This is a genomic window from Lentzea chajnantorensis (genome assembly GCF_054300775.1).
This window is the reverse complement of record NZ_JBSDZT010000002.1, coordinates 1978197-1998122: the sequence shown is the minus strand read 5'-3', so window position 1 is coordinate 1998122 and position 19926 is coordinate 1978197. Positions and strand designations below refer to the sequence as shown.

Genomic DNA, 19926 nt, shown 5'->3' with positions numbered 1-19926 from the left:
ACGTCACCCAGCCGGCGGCGGCTCGACCGCCTCGTCGAGCAGCAGGACCGGGATGCCGTCGCGCACCGGGAACGAACGGCCGCACGCGGTGCACGTGAGGAAGTCCGCCTCCGGGTCGTCCGGCGTCCCGAGCCGCAACGGGGCGTGCTCGGGGCACGGGCAGGCCAGGATGTCCAGCAACTGCTCTTCGAGCTTGACGGCCACTTCTGTTCTCTCCTCAGCCCCGCACGATCGCCAGGACCTCGTCGCGCAGTGCGGCGACGGCCTCGGCGTTGGCGGCTTCGACGTTCAGGCGCAGCAGCGGCTCGGTGTTCGAGGCCCGCAGGTTGAACCACGACCCGTCCGGCAGCTGCACGGTCAGACCGTCCAGCTCGTCGATCGTGACGCCGTCCTTCGCGCCGTAGGCGTCCTTGATGGCGGCGATGCGGCCGGCCTGGTCGGTCACCGTGGAGTTGATCTCACCGGAGGCGGCGTAGCGGTTGTAGTCCGAGGTCAGGGCCGACAGCGGGCCGTCCTGCTCGCCGAGCGCGGCCAGCACGTGCAGCGCGGCCAGCATGCCGGTGTCGGCACGCCAGAAGTCGCGGAAGTAGTAGTGCGCCGAGTGCTCGCCACCGAAGATGGCGCCGGTCTTGGCCATCTCCTCCTTGATGAACGAGTGGCCGACGCGGGTGCGCACGGGGTTGCCGCCGTGCTCGCGCACGATCTCGGGCACGGCGTGCGAGGTGATCAGGTTGTGGATGACCGTGCCGCCGGGGTCCTTGGCCAGCTCGCGCACGGCGACCAGCGCCGTGATCGCGGAGGGGCTGACCGGGTCGCCGTTCTCGTCCACGACGAAGCAGCGGTCGGCGTCACCGTCGAACGCGACACCGGCGTCGGCACCCTCGGCCTTGGTGCGTTCCTGCAGGTCCACGATGTTCTTGGGGTCGAGCGGGTTCGCCTCGTGGTTGGGGAAGCTGCCGTCGAGCTCGAAGTACATCGGCACGACCTCGATGGGCAGGCCCTCGAAGACCTGGGGCACGGTGTAGCCGCCCATGCCGTTGCCCGCGTCCACGACGATCTTGAGCGGGCGGATGTTCTTCAGGTCGACCAGCTCGTTGAGGTACGCCGCGTAGTCGACGAGCATGTTGCGCTCCTCGAACGTGCCGGGCTCGACGCCCTCCGCGTCCGGCACCTGGTTCTCCGCGTCCTGGCGGATCTGCGCGAGACCGGTGTCCTGGCCGACCGGGCTCGCGCCCGCGCGGCAGAGCTTGATGCCGTTGTACTGCGCCGGGTTGTGGCTCGCGGTGAACATCGCGCCGGGCAGGTCGAGCTTGCCGGAGGCGAAGTACAGCATGTCGGTGCTGGCGAGACCGATGCTGATCACGTTGACGCCCTGCGCCTGCGCGCCCTCGGCGAACGCCCTGGACAGCTCGGGCGAGGAGTCGCGCATGTCGTGCCCGATCACGATCGCGGGTCCGCCGACCAGGCGGGCGAAGGCCGCCCCGAAGTCGCGAACCACACCGGCGTCCAGCTGTTCGCCGACCACCCCGCGGATGTCGTACGCCTTGACGATGCCGGACAGGTCACGCACGCCGCACACTCCCGAAACTCGCTCTTGACGGCCACTGCCAGGGCAGCCTACCGGCGAGCAGATCAGCGACGCGTGTGGTCGTGGGTTGAGTGGCTCAGTCCTCGTGCGGATCCGGAAGAACGCGCAGGTGACCGCGCCGCTGGGTCCCCGCCGGGACCTCGGGCAGCTTCGGGGTCACATCTGCTCGTCCGGCCTCGCGCACGGCCTCGGCAAGCGCCGTCAGGTCGTCCACGCTCGGCTCGGGGGCCGCGAACTCACCCTGATGCCTCACGACCTCCCAGCCGCGCGGCGCCGTGAGCCGCATCGCGTGCTCCTCGCACAGGTCGTAGCTGTGCGGTTCGGAGTACGTGGCGAGCGGTCCGACGACTGCGGTGGAGTCCGCATAGGCGTAGGTGAGCGTGGCGACAGCCGGGTTAGCACACCCGGTTCGCGAGCACCGTCTCACGCTCCGCACGATCCGGGACGATAGCGCGTCCACGCGGGGCTGTGTGTGAGGCACGCTGTGTTTGCTCCCGCGGGACAGCAACTAGGCTGCTGGGTTGTGGTGATGGCACGGGGTTCACGGCGGCAGGATTCGCCGCGTCGGCGCAGTCGCGACCGGCACGGCAGGGGCCTGCGCGGTCCGCTCTACCCGGCCACCCTGCCCGCGGCCCGCTCACGGGCGGAGCGCTTCGACGCTCTGGTGATCGAGGCGCTGGAGCCCATCGAGGCCCGCTGGCGCACCGAGCTCACCCAGCTCGACGTGGCCGTCGACGACGTGCCCGACGTGCAGGTGGAGGGCGAGGACGGGGTCGTCGAGGACGGCAACGTGCCGCTCGCGCGCCTGCTGCCCGCGGGTTCGGACCAGCGCGCCCGCATCGTGCTGTACCGCCGGCCGCTGGAGGCCCGCGCGAAGGACGGCGCGGACCTCGCGGACCTCGTGCACGAGGTGCTGGTGGAGCAGGTGGCGAACTACCTCGGGCTGGACCCGGACGTGATCGACGAGGGCTGAGGCCCCGCCGACTGTCGGACCCCGCGACTAGAATCAAAATCGGGGGATCCCGGCGCCGTCGTGTGTGTGGAAACACGCACGGCACCTGTGGCGGCCCGCTCACTCACGGCACCTACAGCGGCCCGCCCACGCACGGCACCTGTGGCAGCCCGCACCCGCACGACACCCACGGCGGCCCGCACCCGCACGACACCCACGGCGGCCCGCCCACGCACGACACCCACGGCGGCCCGCCCACGCACGACACCCACGGCGGCCCGCCCACGCACGACACCCACGGCGGCCCGCCCACGCACGACACCCACGGCGGCCCGCGCACCCACGGCACCTACAGCGGCCCGCCCACGCACGACACCCACGGCGGCCCGCCCACGCACGACACCCACGGCGGCCCGCGCACCCACGGCACCTACAGCGGCCCGCCCACGCACGACACCCACGGCGGCCCGCCCACGCACGACACCCACGGCGGCCCGCCCACGCACGACACCTACAGCGGCCCGCGCACCCACGGCACCTACAGCGGCCCGCCCACGCACGACACCCACGGCGGCCCGCCCACGCACGACACCCACGGCGGCCCGCCCACGCACGACACCTACAGCGGCCCGCGCACCCACGGCACCTACAGCGGCCCGCCCACGCACGACACCCACGGCGGCCCGCCCACGCACGGCACCTACTGCGGCCCGCTCACTCACGGCACCTACAGCGGCCCGCTCACGCCTGGCGCCGCCGCGTGGGGATCGCCGTCAGCACCGTGAACAACGCCACCGCGGCCTGCGCGAGCAGCAGCAGGTCCCGCAGGGTTGTGCTCATCGTCACCCTCACCTCGGCCCCCGCCCCCGGCAGCGGCACGCCGACGAGGTGGCCCCAGGACCGCACGACCGGCACCTGCTGACCGTCCACGAACACCTCCCAGCCCGGTTCGTCCTCGGCCGCGAGCACCAGCACCCGCCCGTCGGAGCCCGGCGAGACCCGCACCGCCACGTCCGGCAGCGTCACGTTCACCGGCGCCACCTCCGCTGCCGGTTCCGCGGGCGGGTCGCCGCCGGTGCGCGCGCGGCGGGCCAGTTCCGGCGGCAGCAGCACGCCGGTGTCGGACACCAGCCGGATGCGCAGCACGGGACGGCCCGCGGTCGTCGGTGCCGCCACCGACACCAGCTCCCCCGCCGCGGCACGCACGCGATCGGCGTCCGCGGCAGTGGGCAGCACCACGAACGACACGCCGGACGACGCCGCTTGGGCCAGCGCCACCCCCACGGCGGAGGACGACCCGTCGAGCAGGGACGTGGTCCACCGGCGCAGGCGTGCGGGTGAGGACGTGGTCGGCACGAGGTCGTCGTCGCCGAAGGCGGGCATGCGGCCGGCCACCTGGCGGGTCGGGGTGCCGAGGACCAGCACCGACCGGCCCGAGCGGTCCAGCTCCGCTGTCAGCGACGCGCTCAGCTGCTCGCCACCGTCGGCGCGCAGCGGACCGGTCCGCAGGTCGAGCACCCCCGCGACACCCAGGCTGGCCAGCGTCACCACACCCACGGCGTACACCGCGCGCCGCACCCGCAGCCGACCGGCGACGCCCGGCGTGACACCGCGCCGGCACCCGGCCAGCACCACCCAGACGAGGCCCCAGGCGAGGATCACCAGCGGTGTTCCCGGCCAGGCGTGGAAGGCGGTGACCGCGGCCAGCGCGCCGATCGCCAGCACGACCACGAACAGGCCGGGCAGCATCGCCGCGTTCGGGCGCAGGACCGCGGCGGCGAACGCGGCGGCCGCGAAGACCGAGCACACGATCAGGTTCGGCGGCGGTGACGAGTAGGCGGCGCCGAGGCCGTTCAGGACCATCTCGGGGTGTTGCAGCAGGACGGCGGGCCACGGCAGCAGCAGCGCCATCGGCAGCAGGACGATCGCGAACAGCGCGGCGATCCGGCGGGCACCGCCCGACACCGCCACGAAGCCGACCAGGGCCCCCACCAGCGCCACCACGTGGCTCAGCGGCGAGAACGCGCCGAGCACGGCGACGCCGACGGCCGTTCCCGAGGCCATGGCGAGCCATGCGTGCGTGGACGACGCGCGCAAGACCGCGTACACGCCGGCGAACACCAACGGCGTGACGATGTGCACGACGACGACGTCCAGGCGCCCTTCGGCAACGGCGGTCGTCGACACGGGCAGCAAGCCGTAGAACGCGGCGACCACCGCGCGCACGGAACGCCGTACGCGCATGCCACGGGAAGCGATGTACGCCGACAAGGCCGCCAACGGGATGTCACCCAGGAGCAGCATCGCTACCGCGAACCGGGGCCCGCCCGGCACCAGGCCGAGGAACGCCAGCGCCGCGGGAGCCGGGGCCGCTGTTCCGCCGGCCACCGGGTGCCACGACGCCAGGTACGCCGACCACACCTCGCCGAGCGACCCGACCGGCAGCAGCCGGCCGCCCGCGAGGTCCAGGCCGAGCCGCGACCAGTTCGCCACCACCGCCAGCGCCGACAGCCCCAGCAGCAGCAACACCGGTGGTGCCAGCACCAGCGACCGCAGCACCCGGCCCTGGTCGACCTCGACGAACACCATGTCGCGGCGCGGTCCCGGTGAGGGCCGCGGCTTGGGCGACGGCCGCAGCGCACCCGGCAGCGCCGCGTCGACCGTGACCACGACGGGCGGGCGGCGCAGGCCCGCGACCCGCGGCCGGCCCCGTGCGCCGGCCGGCAGCGCGGACGGTCCGACCGGCCGCGGCGAGTCCACTTCGGACGGCTCCAGCCACGCGGACCCGGAATCGGTTGCGGGCAAACGACCCAGTGCGGCGTCGGCCTCGACGCGGCGGCGGATCAGGAACGCGGCCCCGGCGCGCAGGGCGTTGCGGAACCGGGTCAGCCTGCTCGTGAAGAGGCCGGGCACGACCGCGGAACCGCGCCGCGCCCTGCGTCCCTCCAGCAACCGGCCGCGGGTCAGCAGGTACCGGGCGGCACCCACCTCCGCGTGCGCGTCGGCGAGACGTCGGAGCAGCAGGAAGCCCAGCGCCCGCAGCAGGGACAACAACAGCAGGCGCGGGAGTCCGATGAGGAACGAGGGACCCGAGGTGTTGACCAGGAACGTGCGCATCCCGTGCGCGCGGTCGACGCCGCGGACCGACGGACCGGGTCGTGCGACGGCCGCGTCCAGCCGGCGCAGGCCCTTCGTCGCCGCACGGGCGTGCCGCATCCGGGCGACCGGGACGCAGAGCACCAGGTGGCCCGCGCGGTTGACCCGCCAGCCGAAGTCGACGTCGTCGCGCAGCAACGGCATCGCCTCGTCGTACCCGCCGAGCGCGTGCCAGACCTCGCGGCGGATGAGCGACCCCGCCGACGACACCGCGAGCACCTCGGCGCTCTGCTGGAACAGCGCGCTGTGCTCGGTGGACGAGAGCCCGGTCTGCCGGTGGCCGGAGGCGTCGGTCGAGAGACCCGCCTCCACGACGAGCCGGGGGTCCTCCCAGTCGAGGCAGAGCGGGCCGAGCACCGCGGCGGAGGGCGAGACCTCGGCCGCGGTCAGCAGTGCGGCCAGGCAGTCCGGTTCGGGTGCGCTGTCGTCGTGCAGCAGCCACAGCCACTTGCCGGGGTCTCCCCAGCGGTCGACGGCGTGCTCGACCGCCAGCCGCAGCGCGGTGCCGAAACCGGTACCGCGCGGCAGCGACAGCACGCCGTCGAGCAGATCTTCGGCCTCCGCCAGTACTTTCGCGGTGCGATCGTGGGATCCGGTGTCGACCGCGATCACGTGGCGGGGACGAATTCGCTGACGCCGCAAAGCGGACAGCGCCGTGCTGAGCCACTGGTCGCCGTCGTGGCAGACCAGGACGCACAGCACCGGCGCGGTCCGGAGCCTCGGGTGAGGGCTTGTCACTCCCTCAAGTTAAGGCAAAAAGATCACACTTCCAGACGTCTCAGACGGCTCGCTTCTTCAGCTTGCGGCGTTCTCTCTCCGAGAGACCGCCCCAGATGCCGAAGCGTTCGTCGTGCTGGAGCGCGTACTCAAGGCACTCCGAACGCACCTCGCAACCCAGACAGATGCGCTTGGCCTCCCGCGTCGAACCACCCTTTTCGGGGAAGAACGCCTCGGGATCCGTCTGCGCGCACAGGGCGCGTTCCTGCCAGTCCTGCTCGTCGGCTGGGTCGAACAGGTACGACAGTTCGCCCTGTACGACCGGCTGCGCGACGTGATCTTCTTCGAATTCCTGCATTTCGTCCGCCTCCTCGCCTTCCGCTCTCCCCGGTTGGCGGACGCCAGACGCCGTTCCCACAACGACGAATGACACCGATGTGATTACACCTGCGTCACAGCGGGGGGTCAAGCCGAGTCCACACGTCGGGGGATATTCGCGCAGATGGCCGTTGAAACCTTGACGTGCAGCACAGACGGTGATCCACGTACCGCAACCCGTCCCCGAACGGCCCACCGCGCCAGCCGACACGCCACACTGGTGGGGTGAAGCGATCAGCGGTGCGCCCCAGTCCACTGTTCCTCGGCCTGCTCGCGGCGACCGCCGCCGGAGCCGTCCTCACCCTGTTCGAAGGCGATGTGGCCGTCATCGCCGGCACCGTCCTGTTCGTGCTCGCCGGCTGGGCGGTGACGTTGTGCCTGCACGAGTTCGGGCACGCGGCCGTCGCCTACCGGGGTGGCGACTTCTCGGTGCGCGACAAGGGATACCTGACCCTCGACATCCGCCGCTACACCGACCCGGTGCTCAGCATCGTCCTGCCGCTCGTCCTGCTCGCGCTCGGCGGAATCCCCCTTCCGGGTGGTGCCGTGTGGATCAACCACCACGCGCTGCGCTCCAAGAAGGTCGAGTCGATGGTCTCGCTGGCGGGCCCGGCCACCAACCTGGCGGTCGGTGCCCTGCTGGTCGCGGTCGTGGCGCTGTTCGACCCGCCGGGAGCGCTCACGGCGGCCATTTCGTACCTGGCACTGTTGCAGGTGCTCGCCTTCGTGCTGAACATCCTGCCCATCCCCGGCCTGGACGGCTGGGGCGTGTGGGAGCCGTTCATGTCGTACGAGGCCCAGCGCTTCGGCGCCAAGGTCCGGCCGTGGGCGCCGCTGGTGCTGTTCGCCGTCCTGTTCACCTTCTCCGAGGTCAGCCGGCTGCTGTTCCAGGTCTCGACGTGGGTGTTCGAGCTCATCGGCGGCAACTCCGTCGGCGCGTTCTACGGCTACGCCAACTTCATGTTCTGGCGCTGACTCCGGGCGCCTCGGGGCGCTGTGGAAGCATGGCCCGGCGTGAAGGTCGTAGCACTGGTCGGCGGGGTCGGCGGCGCGAGGTTCCTGCAAGGGCTCAAGCACCTGGGAGCCGACGTCACCGCGGTGGTCAACACCGGCGATGACGTGTGGATGCACGGACTGCGCATCTGCCCCGACCTCGACACCTGCATGTACACGCTGGGCGGCGGCATCGACTCCGAGCGCGGCTGGGGCCGTGCGGACGAGTCGTGGACCGTCAAGGAAGAGCTGATGGCCTACGGCGCCGAGCCCAGCTGGTTCGGGCTCGGCGACCGGGACATCGCCACGCACCTCGTCCGCACCCGGATGCAGCGCGCCGGCTACCCGCTGTCCGCGGTCACCGAGGCGCTGTGCACCCGCTGGCAGCCGGGCGTGAAGCTGCTGCCGATGTCGGACGACCGGGTGGAGACGCACGTCGTCGTCGAGCTCGACGGCGAGACGAAGGCCATCCACTTCCAGGAGTGGTGGGTCAAGCACCGCGCGGCCGTGCCCGCGAAGTCGTTCGCGTTCGTCGGTGCCGAGACCGCCACCGCCGGTCCCGGGGTGCTCGACGCGATCGCCGAGGCCGACGCCGTGGTGCTGGCCCCGTCGAACCCCGTCGTGAGCATCGGCACGATCCTGAACGTGCCGGGTGTGCGGGACGCGCTGCGCAAGACGGACGCCGGTGTCGTGGGCCTGTCGCCGATCATCGGCGGCAAACCGTTGCGCGGCATGGCGGACGCTTGTTTGGACGCGATCGGTGTCGAGACCTCCGCCGAGGGGGTCGGGCGGCTCTACGGTTCCCGCAAGTGCTCCGAGGACGGCATCCTGGACGCGTGGCTGGTCAACACCGGTGACCGCGCCGACGTGCCGGGGGTCGCGGTGCGCGCGGTGCCGCTGCTGATGTCCGATGTGGACGCGACGGCGCAGATGGCGCGCGCCGCGCTCGACCTCGCCGGGGTCGACGTTGGCTGACCACGCCGCGGCCGCGCTGGAGCTGCTGCCGGTGCCCGGTCTGCCGGAGTTCCGGCCGGGCGACGACCTGGCCCGTGCGATCACGACCGCCGCGCCCTGGCTGCGCGACGGCGACGTGCTCGTCGTGACCTCCAAGGTGCTGTCCAAAGTGGAGGGCAGGCTGGTCACCGTGCCCGCCGACCCCGAGGAGCGCGACCGCGTCCGCCGCGAGCACGTGACCGCGGAGTCGGTGCGGGTGCTGGCCCGCAGGGGCAGGACGCTGATCACCGAGAACCGGCTGGGCATCGTGCAGGCCGCGTCCGGTGTCGACGCCTCGAACGTCGCCGGTGACGAGATCGCGCTGCTGCCGCTGGACCCGGACGGGTCGGCGGCGGCGTTGCGCGCCGCGGTGAAGTCCCTGCTCGGCGTGGACGTGGCCGTGGTCGTCACCGACACGATGGGCCGTGCGTGGCGAGTCGGTCAGACCGATGCCGCGATCGGCGCGTCCGGTCTGCGCGTGCTGCACGACTACGCGGGCTCGGTCGACCGGCACGGCAACGAGCTGTTCGTCACGCAGGTCGCGGTGGCCGACGAGATCGCGGCGGCGGCCGACCTGGTCAAGGGCAAGCTCGGCGCGGTGCCGGTGGCGGTGCTGCGCGGGTACGAGGTGGTCGACGACGGGTCGAGCGCGCGGGAGCTGACCAGGCCGACCGAGTTCGACCTGTTCCGCCTCGGCACGGAGGAGGCGCTGGCCCAGGGCCGCGCGGAGGCCGTGCTGCTGCGCAGGTCCGTGCGGTTCTACTCGGACGAGCCGGTGGACCTCGCGGTGCTGCGGCGCGCGGTCGGGGCGGCGCTGACCGCACCCGCTCCGCACCACACGGGGCCGGTGCGGTTCGTGCTGGTGCGGGAGAAGCGGGCCGCGCTGCTGGCGGCGATGCGCGAGCAGTGGGAACGCGACCTGCGCGGCGACGGGTTCACCGACGAGCAGGTCGCGCGCCGGGTGCGCCGGGGCGACCTGCTGGTGGAGGCGCCGGAGGTGGTGGTGCCGTTCCTCGTCCGCGAAGGCGCGCACACCTACCCCGACGCGCGGCGGGCCGACGCCGAGAAGACGATGTTCACGATCGCCGGCGGCGCCGCCGTGCAGGGGCTGCTGGTGGCGCTGGCCGCCGAGGGCCTCGGTTCGTGCTGGGTGTCGTCGACGATCTTCTGCGCGGACGTCGTGCGTTCCGTGCTGGACGTGCCGCGGGACTGGGAGCCGCTGGGCGCGGTGGCCGTGGGCCACCCGCTGGAGCCGCTGGTCCCCCGCGCACCGCTGGAAGGACTGATCGAGCTGTGACACTGCACGCCGACGCCGTCGCGACCCTGCGGGCGTTCTCGGGGCAGGACGCGTTGAAGGAGGCCTACCTGGGCTTCCTGGCCGCACGCGAGGACGCCTGTCAGCGGTCGTGCGAGCCGGGGCACCTCACGGCCTCGGCACTGGTGCTGGACGCGACGGCCGAGCACGTGCTGCTGACGCTGCACCCGCGCGTCGGCCGGTGGCTGCAGCTCGGCGGTCACTGCGAGCCGGAGGACGTCTCGCTGGCCGCGGCCGCGTTGCGCGAGGCCACCGAGGAGTCCGGCATGCGCGGGCTGCGGATCGAACCGACCCCGATCCACCTCGACGTGCACCCGATCACGTGCTCGCTGGGCGTGCCGACCCGGCACTTCGACGTGCGGTTCCTGGTGCGCGCCCCGGTCGGTGCGCAGCCGGTGCGCTCGGCCGAGTCGGTGGACCTGCAGTGGTGGCCGCTGGACTCGCTGCCGGCCGACGTGGACGACCTGCACCCGTTGATCGAGTCGGCCCTGGCCCGCCTGCGCTAGAACTTGCATCACCTGATGACCGCAAGTCTCCGCAGTGCTGTGTCCCCATGGCAAGCATGGGGACACAGTCACTCCTACGGAGCCAACGGCGACCTCCGACGGAGTTGCTCCCACTTGTCTACCCACAGCCGCTGTTCCAACGGCCGGGTAACACCACATCCCATCAGGTATGCGACAAGAGTCGCCTTCTTGGCCGGAAGCCGACCACTGGTCACTATTCGATGAGCGCTGGACTTGGACAGTCGCCCTCTGCTGCGCTCAGCTACGACGGCGTATGAAAACCCAGCCGTCCTCTGAAGTTCCGCCAAGGCCGATACGTACTCGCCCGGACTTATGGCGGCGATCGCGTTGTTCAGCGGAGAGGCTCACGACGGCATTGCCAAGATCGCTCCGCCCCTCGCTCTCATCCTCCAGAAGACGCCATGAGATATCGGGGTTATCTGTCGCGTACGTACCTGCATCCTCATAATTCGTCGTCACATAGAATTCTGAGATCCTGGCTTGACGCTTGCTGCGATGGCGTCTCGCCACGCTCGCAGCCTCTCCGTCCCGTTGGCGCTCCAAGGCCGCCCAACGCCGCTTCCACGCGGTGGTTGCCTGAGGCGACGTTTCACCTGTGGCCGTGAGTACGGCTTGCACGACCTGCCAGTCCGGCAACACAGAGCCACCGCGCAGGAAGTGCCGGAAGAGCGCTGCAGGACGCCCCGACCGTCGGGACATCTCTTCGACCGTGAGGGGCTGACCCCTTCGATTGCACAGCCGCAACAACTCCGCCCGAAAGGCGGCCACCGTGGTGACGGCCTTCCGGTGCTTCCGCTGCGACACCGAGAGCATCGACGCTGCGGTCACGGGCTTTGCCGGCTCAGCAGGACTGCGGCGAAGAAGCAGCGAGGAGGTGCTGCATCAACCCGGAACTCAGCCAGCCCGACGCCCCCACGATGCCCAAGGCGGCGAAAGGATCCACCCCGAGGTTCTGAAGGACGACTAGAATCACCACTACCAAGACGCACACGACACCGTTCGTGCGCAGGCGAACCGAGCGGAGCGTGCAACCGCAATTGTCACCGGACCTGATGGGTTCCGGAACATGCACCGAGATCATGAGCAGTTACTACCTTTCAACAGGCCGGATGAGCGGATACCGGACTACGCCTTCGACGCCTGGGGTGTGCCTACCCGTCAGCGCCGAGATGAGTACTTGACAAGTCCGACAACAAACATCATCCAGGCGCAACGCTCTCGGTTCCTCCTTCAAAGCGTCCCATTTCGAGTCGCGGCATGTGTTCTCCGTCACCAGCGAATTTGCGCCACTCAGGCGTCCACAAATCCCCGTACGGTCCTGTTTTGCCTGATGAACAGGCGAACGGCTCGTCAAGGCGACCGTCCCAAAACACTGTTCTGCAATAGGCGCAGCGCGAACCTTTGGACATAGCTTCGCGGTGTCTACAGCTCCTACCGAGCCGTGATGAGCATGGGCAACTCTCCAACAGGCCGGATGAGCGCTCATGAGCGGTGGGTTCCCGTGCCTGGGAACTCACCGCGTATCGCCGCAGCAAAAACGCGCGCCAGCGCCGATGAGGACACTTGCAGGCGGTCGGCAGCCTGGGGGCGCTAGAACTTGCGGTAGTCGCGCGGTGAGAACCGCGGGGCTCGCCGTGGGCGGTGCAGGCCCGCGGCCTGGAGGTAGCAGACCGCGCGGTGCCGTTGTGGCGTGTAGGGCGCGAGGAGTTCCATCATTCCGTCGTCGTCGCCCGGCGTGCCGGTCAACGCCCACGTGACGTTCTTGGCGACGTGGAAGTCGCCGACGCTCACGGCGTCCGGGTCGCCCCAGGACCGCTGCGCCACCTCGGCGGAGGTCCACACGCCGATGCCGGGCACCTTCTCCAGCAGCTCACGGCTGCGCATCTCCGCCGCCTTCTCCAGCCGGTGCGCGACCTGGGCGGCGTTGACCAGCGTGCGCCGCCGCGCGCCGTCGAGGCCGCACTGGTGCCACTCCCAGTCCCGCAGGCCCAGCAACCGCTGCGGCGTCGGCGGGACCTTGAGCGGCAACGGTCCCGGCGCGGGTTCGCCGAACCGGCGGCCGAGCTCGCGCCACGTCCGGAACGCCTCCGTGCCCGTGACCTTCTGCTCCAGGATCGAGGCGAACAGCAGGTCCCACACCCGGCCCGTGCTGCCCAGCCGCAGTCCCGGCCGCCGCCGGCGCGCCTCGGCGACGACGTCGTGGTGCGCGACGAACTCGTCCACCGGGTCGTCCGCGCCGAGCAGGGCGGGCAGGCCGTCGAGCAGCCACAGCCCGCCGTCACCCCACGCCCGCGCGCGCACCTCGTCGCCGACCCTGGTGACGTGCAGCGTGCCGGGCCCGCACGGGGTGTTCGCCGCGAACCAGATGCCGCCCTCCGTGCTGAAGGACGGGTCACCCGGCCCGCGGCGCAACGGCCCGAGCACCGCTCCCAGGTCCAGTGGGAACGGTGGTGTCCAGCTCCTCTCAGGCATCCGTCGAAAAGCGCACACCGGCCTCCGGCAACACCACGCCGGGCCACACGCGCGCCCCACCGATCAGCTCGCACCGCGCCCCGATCACCGCCGAGTCGCCCACGACCGCGTCCCGCAGCACCGCACCGGCCTGCACCAGCGCACCGGCGCCGACGATCGACCGCTCGACCACCGCGCCCTCGCCGACCACGGCCCCGTCGAACAGGATCGCGCCGTCGAGCACCGCGCCCTCGGCCACCGTGCAGTTCGCACCGACCGTGCTGCCGCCGCGGACCGTCGCACCCCCGTGCACGTTCGCCCCGTCGAGCACGAGGAAGTCACCGGCCTGGGCGACCGCGGCCGACGGCGCGACACCGCGCACGAGGTCGGCCGACCCCTGCACGAACGCCTCCGGCTTGCCCAGGTCCAGCCAGTAGGTGGCGTCCACGTGCCCCTGCAGCCGCCGGCCGGCCTCCAGCAGCCCCGGGAACGTCTCCCGCTCCACCGACACCGGCCGGCCCGCCGGGATCGCGTCGATGACCTCGCGCTTGAACACGTAGCAACCCGCGTTGATCTGGTCGGTCGGCGGGTTCTCGGTCTTCTCCAGGAACGCCTGGACGCGCCCCTGCTCGTCGGTGGGCACGCACCCGAACGCCCGCGGGTCAGCCACCTTCACCAGGTGCAGCGTGACGTCCGCCGCGTGCTGCCGGTGCGTGTCCACGATCCCGGCCAGGTCGACGCCGGACAGGATGTCGCCGTTGAAGACCATCACGTCCGGCTCGCGCAGCTTGTCGGCCACGTTCCTGATGGCGCCCGCCGTGTCCAGCGGCACCTCCTCGACCACGTACTCCAGTTCCAGCCCGAGCCTCGACCCGTCCCCGAAGTACTCCTCGAAGACCTCGGCCTTGTAGGAGGTGCCGAGCACCACGTGGGTGATCCCGACCTCCTTGATCCGCGACAGCAGGTGCGTCAGGAACGGCACCCCCGCGGTCGGGAGCATGGGCTTGGGAGCGGACAGGGTAAGCGGGCGAAGACGGGTGCCTTTACCCCCGACCAGCACCACAGCTTCAACGCCGTGCACCTTTTTCCTCCTCCGCGTTACAGCAAGCCGTTCGACGGAATACTCTGACACGAAGCAGATCGTCAGATGGAGTCTGGTCCCGCCAGGGATCTGGTCCCGGCAAGGAGCTGAATCCGACATGGACCCCCGCGACCGGGCCGACGCCTTGCTCGCCCGCGCCCGCGCACGTGGGCGGAACATCGTGACGCCGGACAACATGACGTCCCCCATGGACTCCTCGGCCACCCTGCAGATCCCGCGCAGCCTGGTCAACGCGGTGGACCCGCGCCTCGACCCGGACTCGACGATGGTCCTCTCGGCCGCCCAGGCAGCGGGCCAGGCGGCCGTGCCCCGCCCCGGTCAGGCCCACCGCCCGCAGCAGCACCGCCCGCAGCAGCACCCGGTGCCGGCCCAGCCGCTGCCGTCCCCCGCCGCCGCGGCCGACGACGCGGAGATCACGCAGGTCGTGCAACCGGGCATGATCCCGACCGTCTCCCACCACCAGACGACCCGCTCCTCGCTCTCGCAGCGGTTGAGCGGCGACATGTGACCTGCGCGCCCGCGCGTGAGCCCGGTTCCGGGGTGAGCGGGATCACCCGCGGTCAGTCCGCGAACGTCACCGGGTGAGCATCCGGACCCGCACCCCCAGCCCCGCTCGCACCGCCCACCGGAACGGCGCCCACAGCACCCCGCGGTGCCGGTCCGCCAGGTACCGGTAGGCAGACCGGTGGTGCTCGGCCAGCATCCGGTCCGACGCCCGCGCCGTCGAGTGGCCGCCGATGTGCACGACCTCCGCGTCGGGCACGTACACGTTGACCCACCCGGCCCGCGCCACCCGGTCGCCGAGGTCGACGTCCTCGAAGTACATGAAGTACCTCTCGTCGAACCCGCCGACCGCGTCGAACGCCTCCCTGCGCATCAGGAAGCACGACCCGGACAGCCATTCGGCGACGCGTTCGACGGGTTCCTGCTCCTGCCGGTAGGCGCGCGTCCACGGGTTGCCCGGCCACACCACCGCGAACAGGGCGTGGCCGATGCCCCGCCCGACGGACGGCAGGAGCCGCGCGGACGGGTAGACCTCACCGCTGGGTTCGCGGATCAGGGGGCCGAACATGCCGCCGCGGGGCCAGCGGGCCGCCGCGTCGATCAGCGTGTCGACGCTGCCGGGGGAGAACTCGATGTCGGGGTTGGAGATCAGGATCCAGCCGACGTCGGCGGGCAGTGCCGCGACGCCGCGGTTCGCTCCGCCGCCGTAGCCGAGGTTGCCCCCGGTGGGCACGAAGGTGACGTGCTCGCGTTCGGCGGCCACCTGCTGGGGCACGCCGTCGGTGGAGCCGTTGTCGGCGAGGATCACCCTGATGTCGCGCGTTGTCGCCTTCGCGAGGGTGTCCACGAACGGTGCCAGCGTCTCGCCCGGCGAGTACGTGACCGTCACGACACCTAGTCCGTCGCCGTAGTTCACGCGCGACACGATAGTGGTTCGGTGTTGCGCGAAAACGCGTGCACCGTCAGCGGCGGTGGCGGATGAGCGATGCGCGCTCGTAGGCGAGCCGGTGGCGTTCGGCGCTGACGGCCCACGAGAAGTCCTTCGCGCGCTGCTGACCGGACGTGGCCAGCGACGATCGGCGGGCCGGGTCGTCCAACAACTCGGCGATCGCCGCCGCGATGTCACCCGCTCCGACACCGCAGTACGCGACCGCCTCGCCACCCACCTCCGGGAGCGACAGTCTTCGGGTGGTGAGCACGCAGGCGCCGCACGCCATCGCTTCGAGCACCGGCAGGCCGAAGCCCTCGCCGAGCGACGGGTAGGCGACGAGCTGCGCGCCGCCGAGGAAGCCGGCGAGCTGTTCGAACGGCAGGTAGCCGGCGCGGATCACGCGGATGCGGTGCGGGACCGAGTCGAGCGCGCGTTCGACCTGGCTGTCCCAGCCGGGCTGGCCGGCGAGCACCAGCGCGGGCGGGTTCGGGCGGCCGGCGACGGCCTGGGCGAAGCCGCGGATGAGCGCCGGCACGTTCTTGCGGGGTTCGAGTGCGCCGAGGAACGCCACGTAGGGCGTCTCCCCCAGCGACAGCGCGGTCCGCACGTTCAGGACCTCGTCGGGCGACGGCGGGTGGAAGCGCTCGGTGTCGACGCCGTGCTGGGCGATGTGCAACGCCCTGCGGTCGGCGCCGGCCACGCGCACCAGCTCGTCCGCGGTGGCCTGCGACGGCACCACGCACAGGTCGGCGCGCTTGAGCGACGCACGGGTCCACGCGCGGAAGAAGCGCGCTTTGACCGACGAGTGCAGCACGGGGTCGGTGAAGAAGGTCGCGTCGTGCAGCGTCACGACCGACGCGGCCTTGCTCGCGATCGGCAGCGTGTAGTGCGGCGAGTGCAGCACGTCGACGCCCAGTGTGCGCACCAGCCGCGGCAGCGTCGTCTGTTCCCAGGTCAGGCGGGCTGTCCTGGTGGCGACGGCGTCGGCGGCGCGGAGCACGCGGGCGTTCGGGGCGATCTTGGTGAAGAGGTCCTCGTCACGCGGCTGGCAGACGACGGAGAGCTTGGCGCCGTCCGCGTCGAGCGCCGCGACGAGCGAATCCACGTAACGCCCGACGCCGCCTCGGTCCGCGGGCACGGCGGTGGCGTCGATCAGCACGCTGGGTTCGACGATCGGCACGGTCAGCAGCGTACGGTCATCGCGAAACCCACTTACACCGAATGCATCAACTACGTGGTTGCACGTGGGTTGCCCAGACACCGCGCGCAGTCTTTTCCCAGGTGAACTCACTCGCGCGAGTGATCCCGGCCTCTTTGGTGTGGTCCGGGTCGGCCAGCACCGCCCGCAGTCCCTCCGTCAGCGACGCGAGGTCGCCGCGCCGCACCGCGGTGCCCGCTCCGCCCGCCACCTCCACGAGCGCCGGGTCGTCGGAGTGGACCACCGGCACGCCCGCCGCCATGGCCTCCAGCACCGGCAGTCCGAACCCCTCCGCGAGGCTCGGCGCGGCCAGCGCGGTGGCCCCGGCCAGCACCGATGCCAGCCGTTCGTCGCTGACGCCGCCGAGCAGCCGGACGTGCGGCGCGCGCAGGTCGACACCGCCCCAGCCCTGCGGCCCGACGACCACGAGCGGCACGCGCAGCCGTTCGGTGGCCCGCACGAGGAGGTCGAACCCCTTGCGCGGCTCGATCGTGCCGATCGCGAGCACGTAGGTGTCGGGGAGGTCCGCCGGCCTGCCGGTCGCCTGGAGGTTCGTGACGCCGTTCGGGACGACGTGGACCGGGACCTCGACCGGGACGTGCTCGGCGAGCTGGTCGGCGACCGCCCTCGTCGGCACGACCAGCGCCTTGGCCTCCCTGGCCGCGCGCGTGATCACCTTGCGGTGCCAGGCGACCCCGCGCGGCGTGAGCGTCTCGGGGTGCGTCCACGGCACGACGTCGTGCACCGTCACGACGGCCCCCGCGCGCGGTGCGAGCGGTGTCGGCGCGTGCACGTGCGGCCCGAGGTGTGGCGGAAGACCGCGCTCCCACAGCGCCACCAGCACCCGCCGCGGCACCCGCAGGTTCCGGTCGGCGCCGGCCGTGGCGGCGGTGCTCACGCCCCACCCGCCGGGCGCGGTCGCGCGGAGGGCGCGGAGCAGCTCCGCGGTGTACCGGCCGGTCCCGCCGGGGACGGGCGCGTTGAGTTGCTCGGTCAGCACTACCAGCTCGGGCACGTCGCGTACCGTCTCACGCCGTGTCGCCGCTCAGCACCGTGGTGGTCGTGACGTGGCGCGGCCGTGACCACGTCACGGCCTGCCTGGACGCCCTCTCCGCCCAGAAGAGTCCACACAGGACGATCGTCGTCGACAACGCCTCCGACGACGGCACGGCAGCGCTGATCAGCGGGCACGAGGTCGTGCGCCTGCCGTCGAACCGCGGCTACGCCGGTGGTCTCGCCGCGGTGCTGGCCATGGTCGAGACGCCGTACGTCGCCTGGCTGAACGACGACGCCGTGCCCGACCCGTCGTGGCTGGCCGAGCTGGAGCGGGCGCTGGAGGGTGATCCCGGCGCCGCCGCGGCCACCTCGTCGATCCAGCTGACCGACGGCTCGACGCAGTCGGTGGGCGTCGCGCTGACCGCCGACGGGTACGGCCGGGACGTGGTGCTGGCCGGGCGCGAGGTGTTCGGGTTCTGCGGAGGGGCGGCGCTGCTGCGGACCGGCGTGCTGCGGGCCGTGGGCGGGGTGCCGGCGAGCTTCTTCTGCTACTACGAGGACACCGACACGGCCTGGCGGCTGCGGCTGGCCGGGCACCGGGTGATCTCGGTCGGGCCGGCGCGGGTGCGGCACCGGCACGGCGCGTCGACCAGGCCCGGCTCGGTGCTGTTCCACCGCTGGAACGAGCGCAACCGCCTGCTGATGCTGCTGCGCTGCGCACCCCTGCCGGTCGCGCTCTCCCAGCTCGGGCGGTTCGCCGCGATCACGGCGCTGCTGCCGTTGCGGGAGAACGTGCCGGACGCGGCCAACTTCCGGGTCGGGTTGCGCGTCCGGGTGCTCGCGGAGGTGGTGGTGCGGCTGCCGGCGTCGCTGTGGCAGCGGGCGCGGATCACGACGACGGCCGGCCGCCGGCGCGTCTGGCGGGAATGGGCCGGCCGGTGATGTCCCGGCGCAAGCGCAGACCGGTCCGCACGAGGAACGGCCCGAGCCGCGAGCCACGCCCCGTCCACGACCCCGAGGAACCGGCGCACCGGCGCGCGCTCGACGCGGTGCAGCAGCGCCTCGCCCGGTGGCTGGTCGCGGGTGGCGGCGCGGCCGTCCTGGCCGGGTCCGCTCTCGGCATCACCGTCGACGTCGGCTTCCTGCTCGTCGGCCTGCTCGGCGGGCTCGCCTTCGCGCTCGGCATCAGCGCCCTGGGCGAGCGCAAGGCCGTCGCGCTGCCCGCGTTCGCCGTCGGGCTCGCGGCGCCGTTCGTCCTCACGTTCGGCGGGCACAGCGTGGTGATGGACGAGATCGGCCACACGGAGCAATGCGCGGTCACCGAGGCCGTCGAGCACCCACGGACCAAGTACCCGTCGGTCGACTACGTGCTGACCTGTCCCAGCGGCGAGGTCGAGCTGAGCCGCGACTGGCCCGACCGCCTCCGCGGGCACGAGGCCCAGGTCAGGATCGGTCCGCCGGCGCGGCCGGTGTTCGCGGAGCCGGGCGGGTGGAACCTCTGGGTGGTCACGGGCGTCCCCCTGGTGATGATCGCACTAGTGCCACTGGCCAGGGCCCTCAGGAAACGGCCATGAGCCGGCCCCTCCCGCTGATCGTGGCCGGCGTGCTCGGCATCGCCGCGGCCGCCGTCCTGGGTGCCGTCGTGCCCGACGAACACCGGCTCGCGGTGATGGTCCCCGGCTGCCTGCTCGCGTGCGCGTTCGCGTGGGGGATCGGCGAGCTGAGCGACCCGTGGCTGGTGCTGCCCGCGTTGATGGTGCTGGTGCCGGGCACGGCGGTGCTCGCCGGTGACGGTCACCGCGCGTTGATGGACGTGTTCGCGCACCGCGACACGTGCGTCGTCGAACGGGTCGACGAGGTCGCCGGCCAGGACAACCCCGCCCACGCGCACCGGGTCCTGTGCCCGGACGGGGCGCGGCTCACGATCGTCGTGCAGGGCGACGCCGACAAGCGGCTGCCGCCGGGACCGGCGACCGTGCTGCGGCACGAGTGGATGCGGCCGCTGCTCGCCGACCGCAACGACTGGTCGGTGGGCTGGGTGGCCGGCGTGCCGGTCGCGGTCCTGCTCCTGCTGATCTGTGCGACCAGCCTGCGGGCGCGCAGAGTGATGAGGCAGGCTTAGCGC

At 72.1% G+C, this 19926-nt stretch carries 20 protein-coding genes; 10 read left to right on the top strand and 10 right to left on the bottom strand.

The features are described 5' to 3' along the window. Positions 1-3: 3 nt before the first annotated feature. The 3 genes from ACVDFE_RS10655 to ACVDFE_RS10645 form a co-directional block, all read right to left on the bottom strand. Complete coding sequence (locus ACVDFE_RS10655; protein ID WP_458430320.1) at positions 4-204, bottom strand: Trm112 family protein; 201 nt, start codon at positions 202-204, stop codon at positions 4-6. Between the two features lie 13 nt (positions 205-217). Further along, entirely contained in the window at positions 218-1570 is a 1353-nt protein-coding gene (locus ACVDFE_RS10650; RefSeq protein ID WP_458430319.1) for a phosphomannomutase/phosphoglucomutase, read from the bottom strand. Between the two features lie 94 nt (positions 1571-1664). Next, on the bottom strand, positions 1665-2024 hold the full coding sequence (locus ACVDFE_RS10645; protein ID WP_197288925.1) for a DUF3499 domain-containing protein: 360 nt from the start codon (positions 2022-2024) through the stop codon (positions 1665-1667). Between the two features lie 93 nt (positions 2025-2117). On the opposite strand from ACVDFE_RS10645, the gene ACVDFE_RS10640 reads away from it, so the two are divergent. Both ACVDFE_RS10640 and ACVDFE_RS10635 read left to right on the top strand, forming a co-directional pair. Then, positions 2118-2561 carry a metallopeptidase family protein gene (locus ACVDFE_RS10640; protein ID WP_360395004.1) on the top strand — a complete coding sequence of 148 codons (444 nt, stop codon included), beginning with the start codon at positions 2118-2120 and terminating at the stop codon, positions 2559-2561. A gap of 62 nt (positions 2562-2623) precedes the next feature. Continuing rightward, positions 2624-3325 carry a hypothetical protein gene (locus ACVDFE_RS10635; RefSeq protein WP_458430318.1) on the top strand — a complete coding sequence of 234 codons (702 nt, stop codon included), beginning with the start codon at positions 2624-2626 and terminating at the stop codon, positions 3323-3325. On the opposite strand, the gene ACVDFE_RS10630 is transcribed toward ACVDFE_RS10635, so the two are convergent. Together ACVDFE_RS10630 and ACVDFE_RS10625 are read right to left on the bottom strand one after the other, a co-directional pair. Beyond that, a complete protein-coding gene (locus tag ACVDFE_RS10630) occupies positions 3282-6434 on the bottom strand; it encodes a glycosyltransferase (protein WP_458430317.1) in 3153 nt (1050 codons plus the stop codon). The genes ACVDFE_RS10635 and ACVDFE_RS10630 overlap by 44 nt on opposite strands. Positions 6435-6474: 40 nt before the next feature. Continuing rightward, a complete protein-coding gene (locus tag ACVDFE_RS10625) occupies positions 6475-6771 on the bottom strand; it encodes a WhiB family transcriptional regulator (protein WP_045315329.1) in 297 nt (98 codons plus the stop codon). Positions 6772-7031: 260 nt separating this feature from the next. Here ACVDFE_RS10625 and ACVDFE_RS10620 point away from each other — a divergent pair, with 260 nt between their 5' ends. Genes ACVDFE_RS10620 through ACVDFE_RS10605 form a run of 4 tightly spaced genes read left to right on the top strand, consistent with a single transcriptional unit; the run spans position 7032 to position 10598 of the window. Continuing rightward, the gene (locus ACVDFE_RS10620; RefSeq protein ID WP_360395661.1) at positions 7032-7766 is read left to right on the top strand and encodes a site-2 protease family protein; all 735 of its coding nucleotides are present in this window, start codon (positions 7032-7034) and stop codon (positions 7764-7766) included. A gap of 39 nt (positions 7767-7805) precedes the next feature. Continuing rightward, positions 7806-8759: a 2-phospho-L-lactate transferase gene (gene cofD / locus ACVDFE_RS10615; RefSeq protein ID WP_458430316.1), complete on the top strand. Its 954-nt coding sequence runs from the start codon at positions 7806-7808 to the stop codon at positions 8757-8759. Next, a complete protein-coding gene (locus tag ACVDFE_RS10610) occupies positions 8752-10074 on the top strand; it encodes a coenzyme F420-0:L-glutamate ligase (RefSeq protein ID WP_458430315.1) in 1323 nt (440 codons plus the stop codon). The genes cofD and ACVDFE_RS10610 overlap by 8 nt, the downstream gene beginning before the upstream one ends. Further along, positions 10071-10598 carry an NUDIX hydrolase gene (locus ACVDFE_RS10605; RefSeq protein ID WP_360394992.1) on the top strand — a complete coding sequence of 176 codons (528 nt, stop codon included), beginning with the start codon at positions 10071-10073 and terminating at the stop codon, positions 10596-10598. The genes ACVDFE_RS10610 and ACVDFE_RS10605 overlap by 4 nt, the downstream gene beginning before the upstream one ends. Before the next feature lie 1611 nt (positions 10599-12209). Here ACVDFE_RS10605 and ACVDFE_RS10600 read toward each other — a convergent pair. Beyond that, the gene (locus ACVDFE_RS10600) at positions 12210-13091 is read right to left on the bottom strand and encodes a DNA-3-methyladenine glycosylase family protein (protein ID WP_360394989.1); all 882 of its coding nucleotides are present in this window, start codon (positions 13089-13091) and stop codon (positions 12210-12212) included. Then, complete coding sequence (gene manB, locus ACVDFE_RS10595; RefSeq protein ID WP_360394987.1) at positions 13084-14151, bottom strand: mannose-1-phosphate guanylyltransferase; 1068 nt, start codon at positions 14149-14151, stop codon at positions 13084-13086. Before manB ends, ACVDFE_RS10600 begins: the two co-directional genes overlap by 8 nt. A gap of 118 nt (positions 14152-14269) precedes the next feature. On the opposite strand from manB, the gene ACVDFE_RS10590 reads away from it, so the two are divergent. Next, the gene (locus tag ACVDFE_RS10590; protein WP_360394983.1) at positions 14270-14680 is read left to right on the top strand and encodes a hypothetical protein; all 411 of its coding nucleotides are present in this window, start codon (positions 14270-14272) and stop codon (positions 14678-14680) included. A gap of 66 nt (positions 14681-14746) precedes the next feature. Here ACVDFE_RS10590 and ACVDFE_RS10585 read toward each other — a convergent pair whose 3' ends face one another. From ACVDFE_RS10585 to ACVDFE_RS10575, 3 genes are all read right to left on the bottom strand, one after another. Further along, entirely contained in the window at positions 14747-15592 is an 846-nt protein-coding gene (locus ACVDFE_RS10585) for a glycosyltransferase family 2 protein (RefSeq protein ID WP_360394981.1), read from the bottom strand. Positions 15593-15638: 46 nt separating this feature from the next. Further along, positions 15639-16766, bottom strand: coding sequence for a glycosyltransferase family 4 protein (locus ACVDFE_RS10580; protein WP_360395659.1), 1128 nt, complete (start codon positions 16764-16766; stop codon positions 15639-15641). Positions 16767-16833: 67 nt separating this feature from the next. Then, complete coding sequence (locus ACVDFE_RS10575; RefSeq protein WP_458430314.1) at positions 16834-17820, bottom strand: glycosyltransferase family 4 protein; 987 nt, start codon at positions 17818-17820, stop codon at positions 16834-16836. A 20-nt stretch (positions 17821-17840) separates the two neighbouring features. Between ACVDFE_RS10575 and ACVDFE_RS10570 the strand changes: the two genes are divergently transcribed. Genes ACVDFE_RS10570 through ACVDFE_RS10560 form a run of 3 tightly spaced genes read left to right on the top strand, consistent with a single transcriptional unit; the run spans position 17841 to position 19923 of the window. Further along, positions 17841-18743, top strand: a complete 903-nt coding sequence (locus ACVDFE_RS10570) for a glycosyltransferase family 2 protein (protein ID WP_458430313.1) — start codon at positions 17841-17843, stop codon at positions 18741-18743. Next, positions 18743-19375: a hypothetical protein gene (locus tag ACVDFE_RS10565; protein ID WP_458430312.1), complete on the top strand. Its 633-nt coding sequence runs from the start codon at positions 18743-18745 to the stop codon at positions 19373-19375. The genes ACVDFE_RS10570 and ACVDFE_RS10565 overlap by 1 nt, the downstream gene beginning before the upstream one ends. Further along, the gene (locus tag ACVDFE_RS10560) at positions 19372-19923 is read left to right on the top strand and encodes a hypothetical protein (RefSeq protein ID WP_458430311.1); all 552 of its coding nucleotides are present in this window, start codon (positions 19372-19374) and stop codon (positions 19921-19923) included. Before ACVDFE_RS10565 ends, ACVDFE_RS10560 begins: the two co-directional genes overlap by 4 nt. Positions 19924-19926: the final 3 nt, after the last annotated feature.

Coding starts and splice junctions, on each gene's coding strand:
- ACVDFE_RS10640 (WP_360395004.1), top strand. CDS start 2,118: ATGGCACGGGGTTCACGGCGGCAGGATTCGCCGCGTCGGCGCAGTCGC.
- ACVDFE_RS10625 (WP_045315329.1), bottom strand. CDS start 6,771: ATGCAGGAATTCGAAGAAGATCACGTCGCGCAGCCGGTCGTACAGGGC.
- ACVDFE_RS10600 (WP_360394989.1), bottom strand. CDS start 13,091: ATGCCTGAGAGGAGCTGGACACCACCGTTCCCACTGGACCTGGGAGCG.
- ACVDFE_RS10590 (WP_360394983.1), top strand. CDS start 14,270: ATGGACCCCCGCGACCGGGCCGACGCCTTGCTCGCCCGCGCCCGCGCA.
- ACVDFE_RS10565 (WP_458430312.1), top strand. CDS start 18,743: ATGTCCCGGCGCAAGCGCAGACCGGTCCGCACGAGGAACGGCCCGAGC.
- ACVDFE_RS10560 (WP_458430311.1), top strand. CDS start 19,372: ATGAGCCGGCCCCTCCCGCTGATCGTGGCCGGCGTGCTCGGCATCGCC.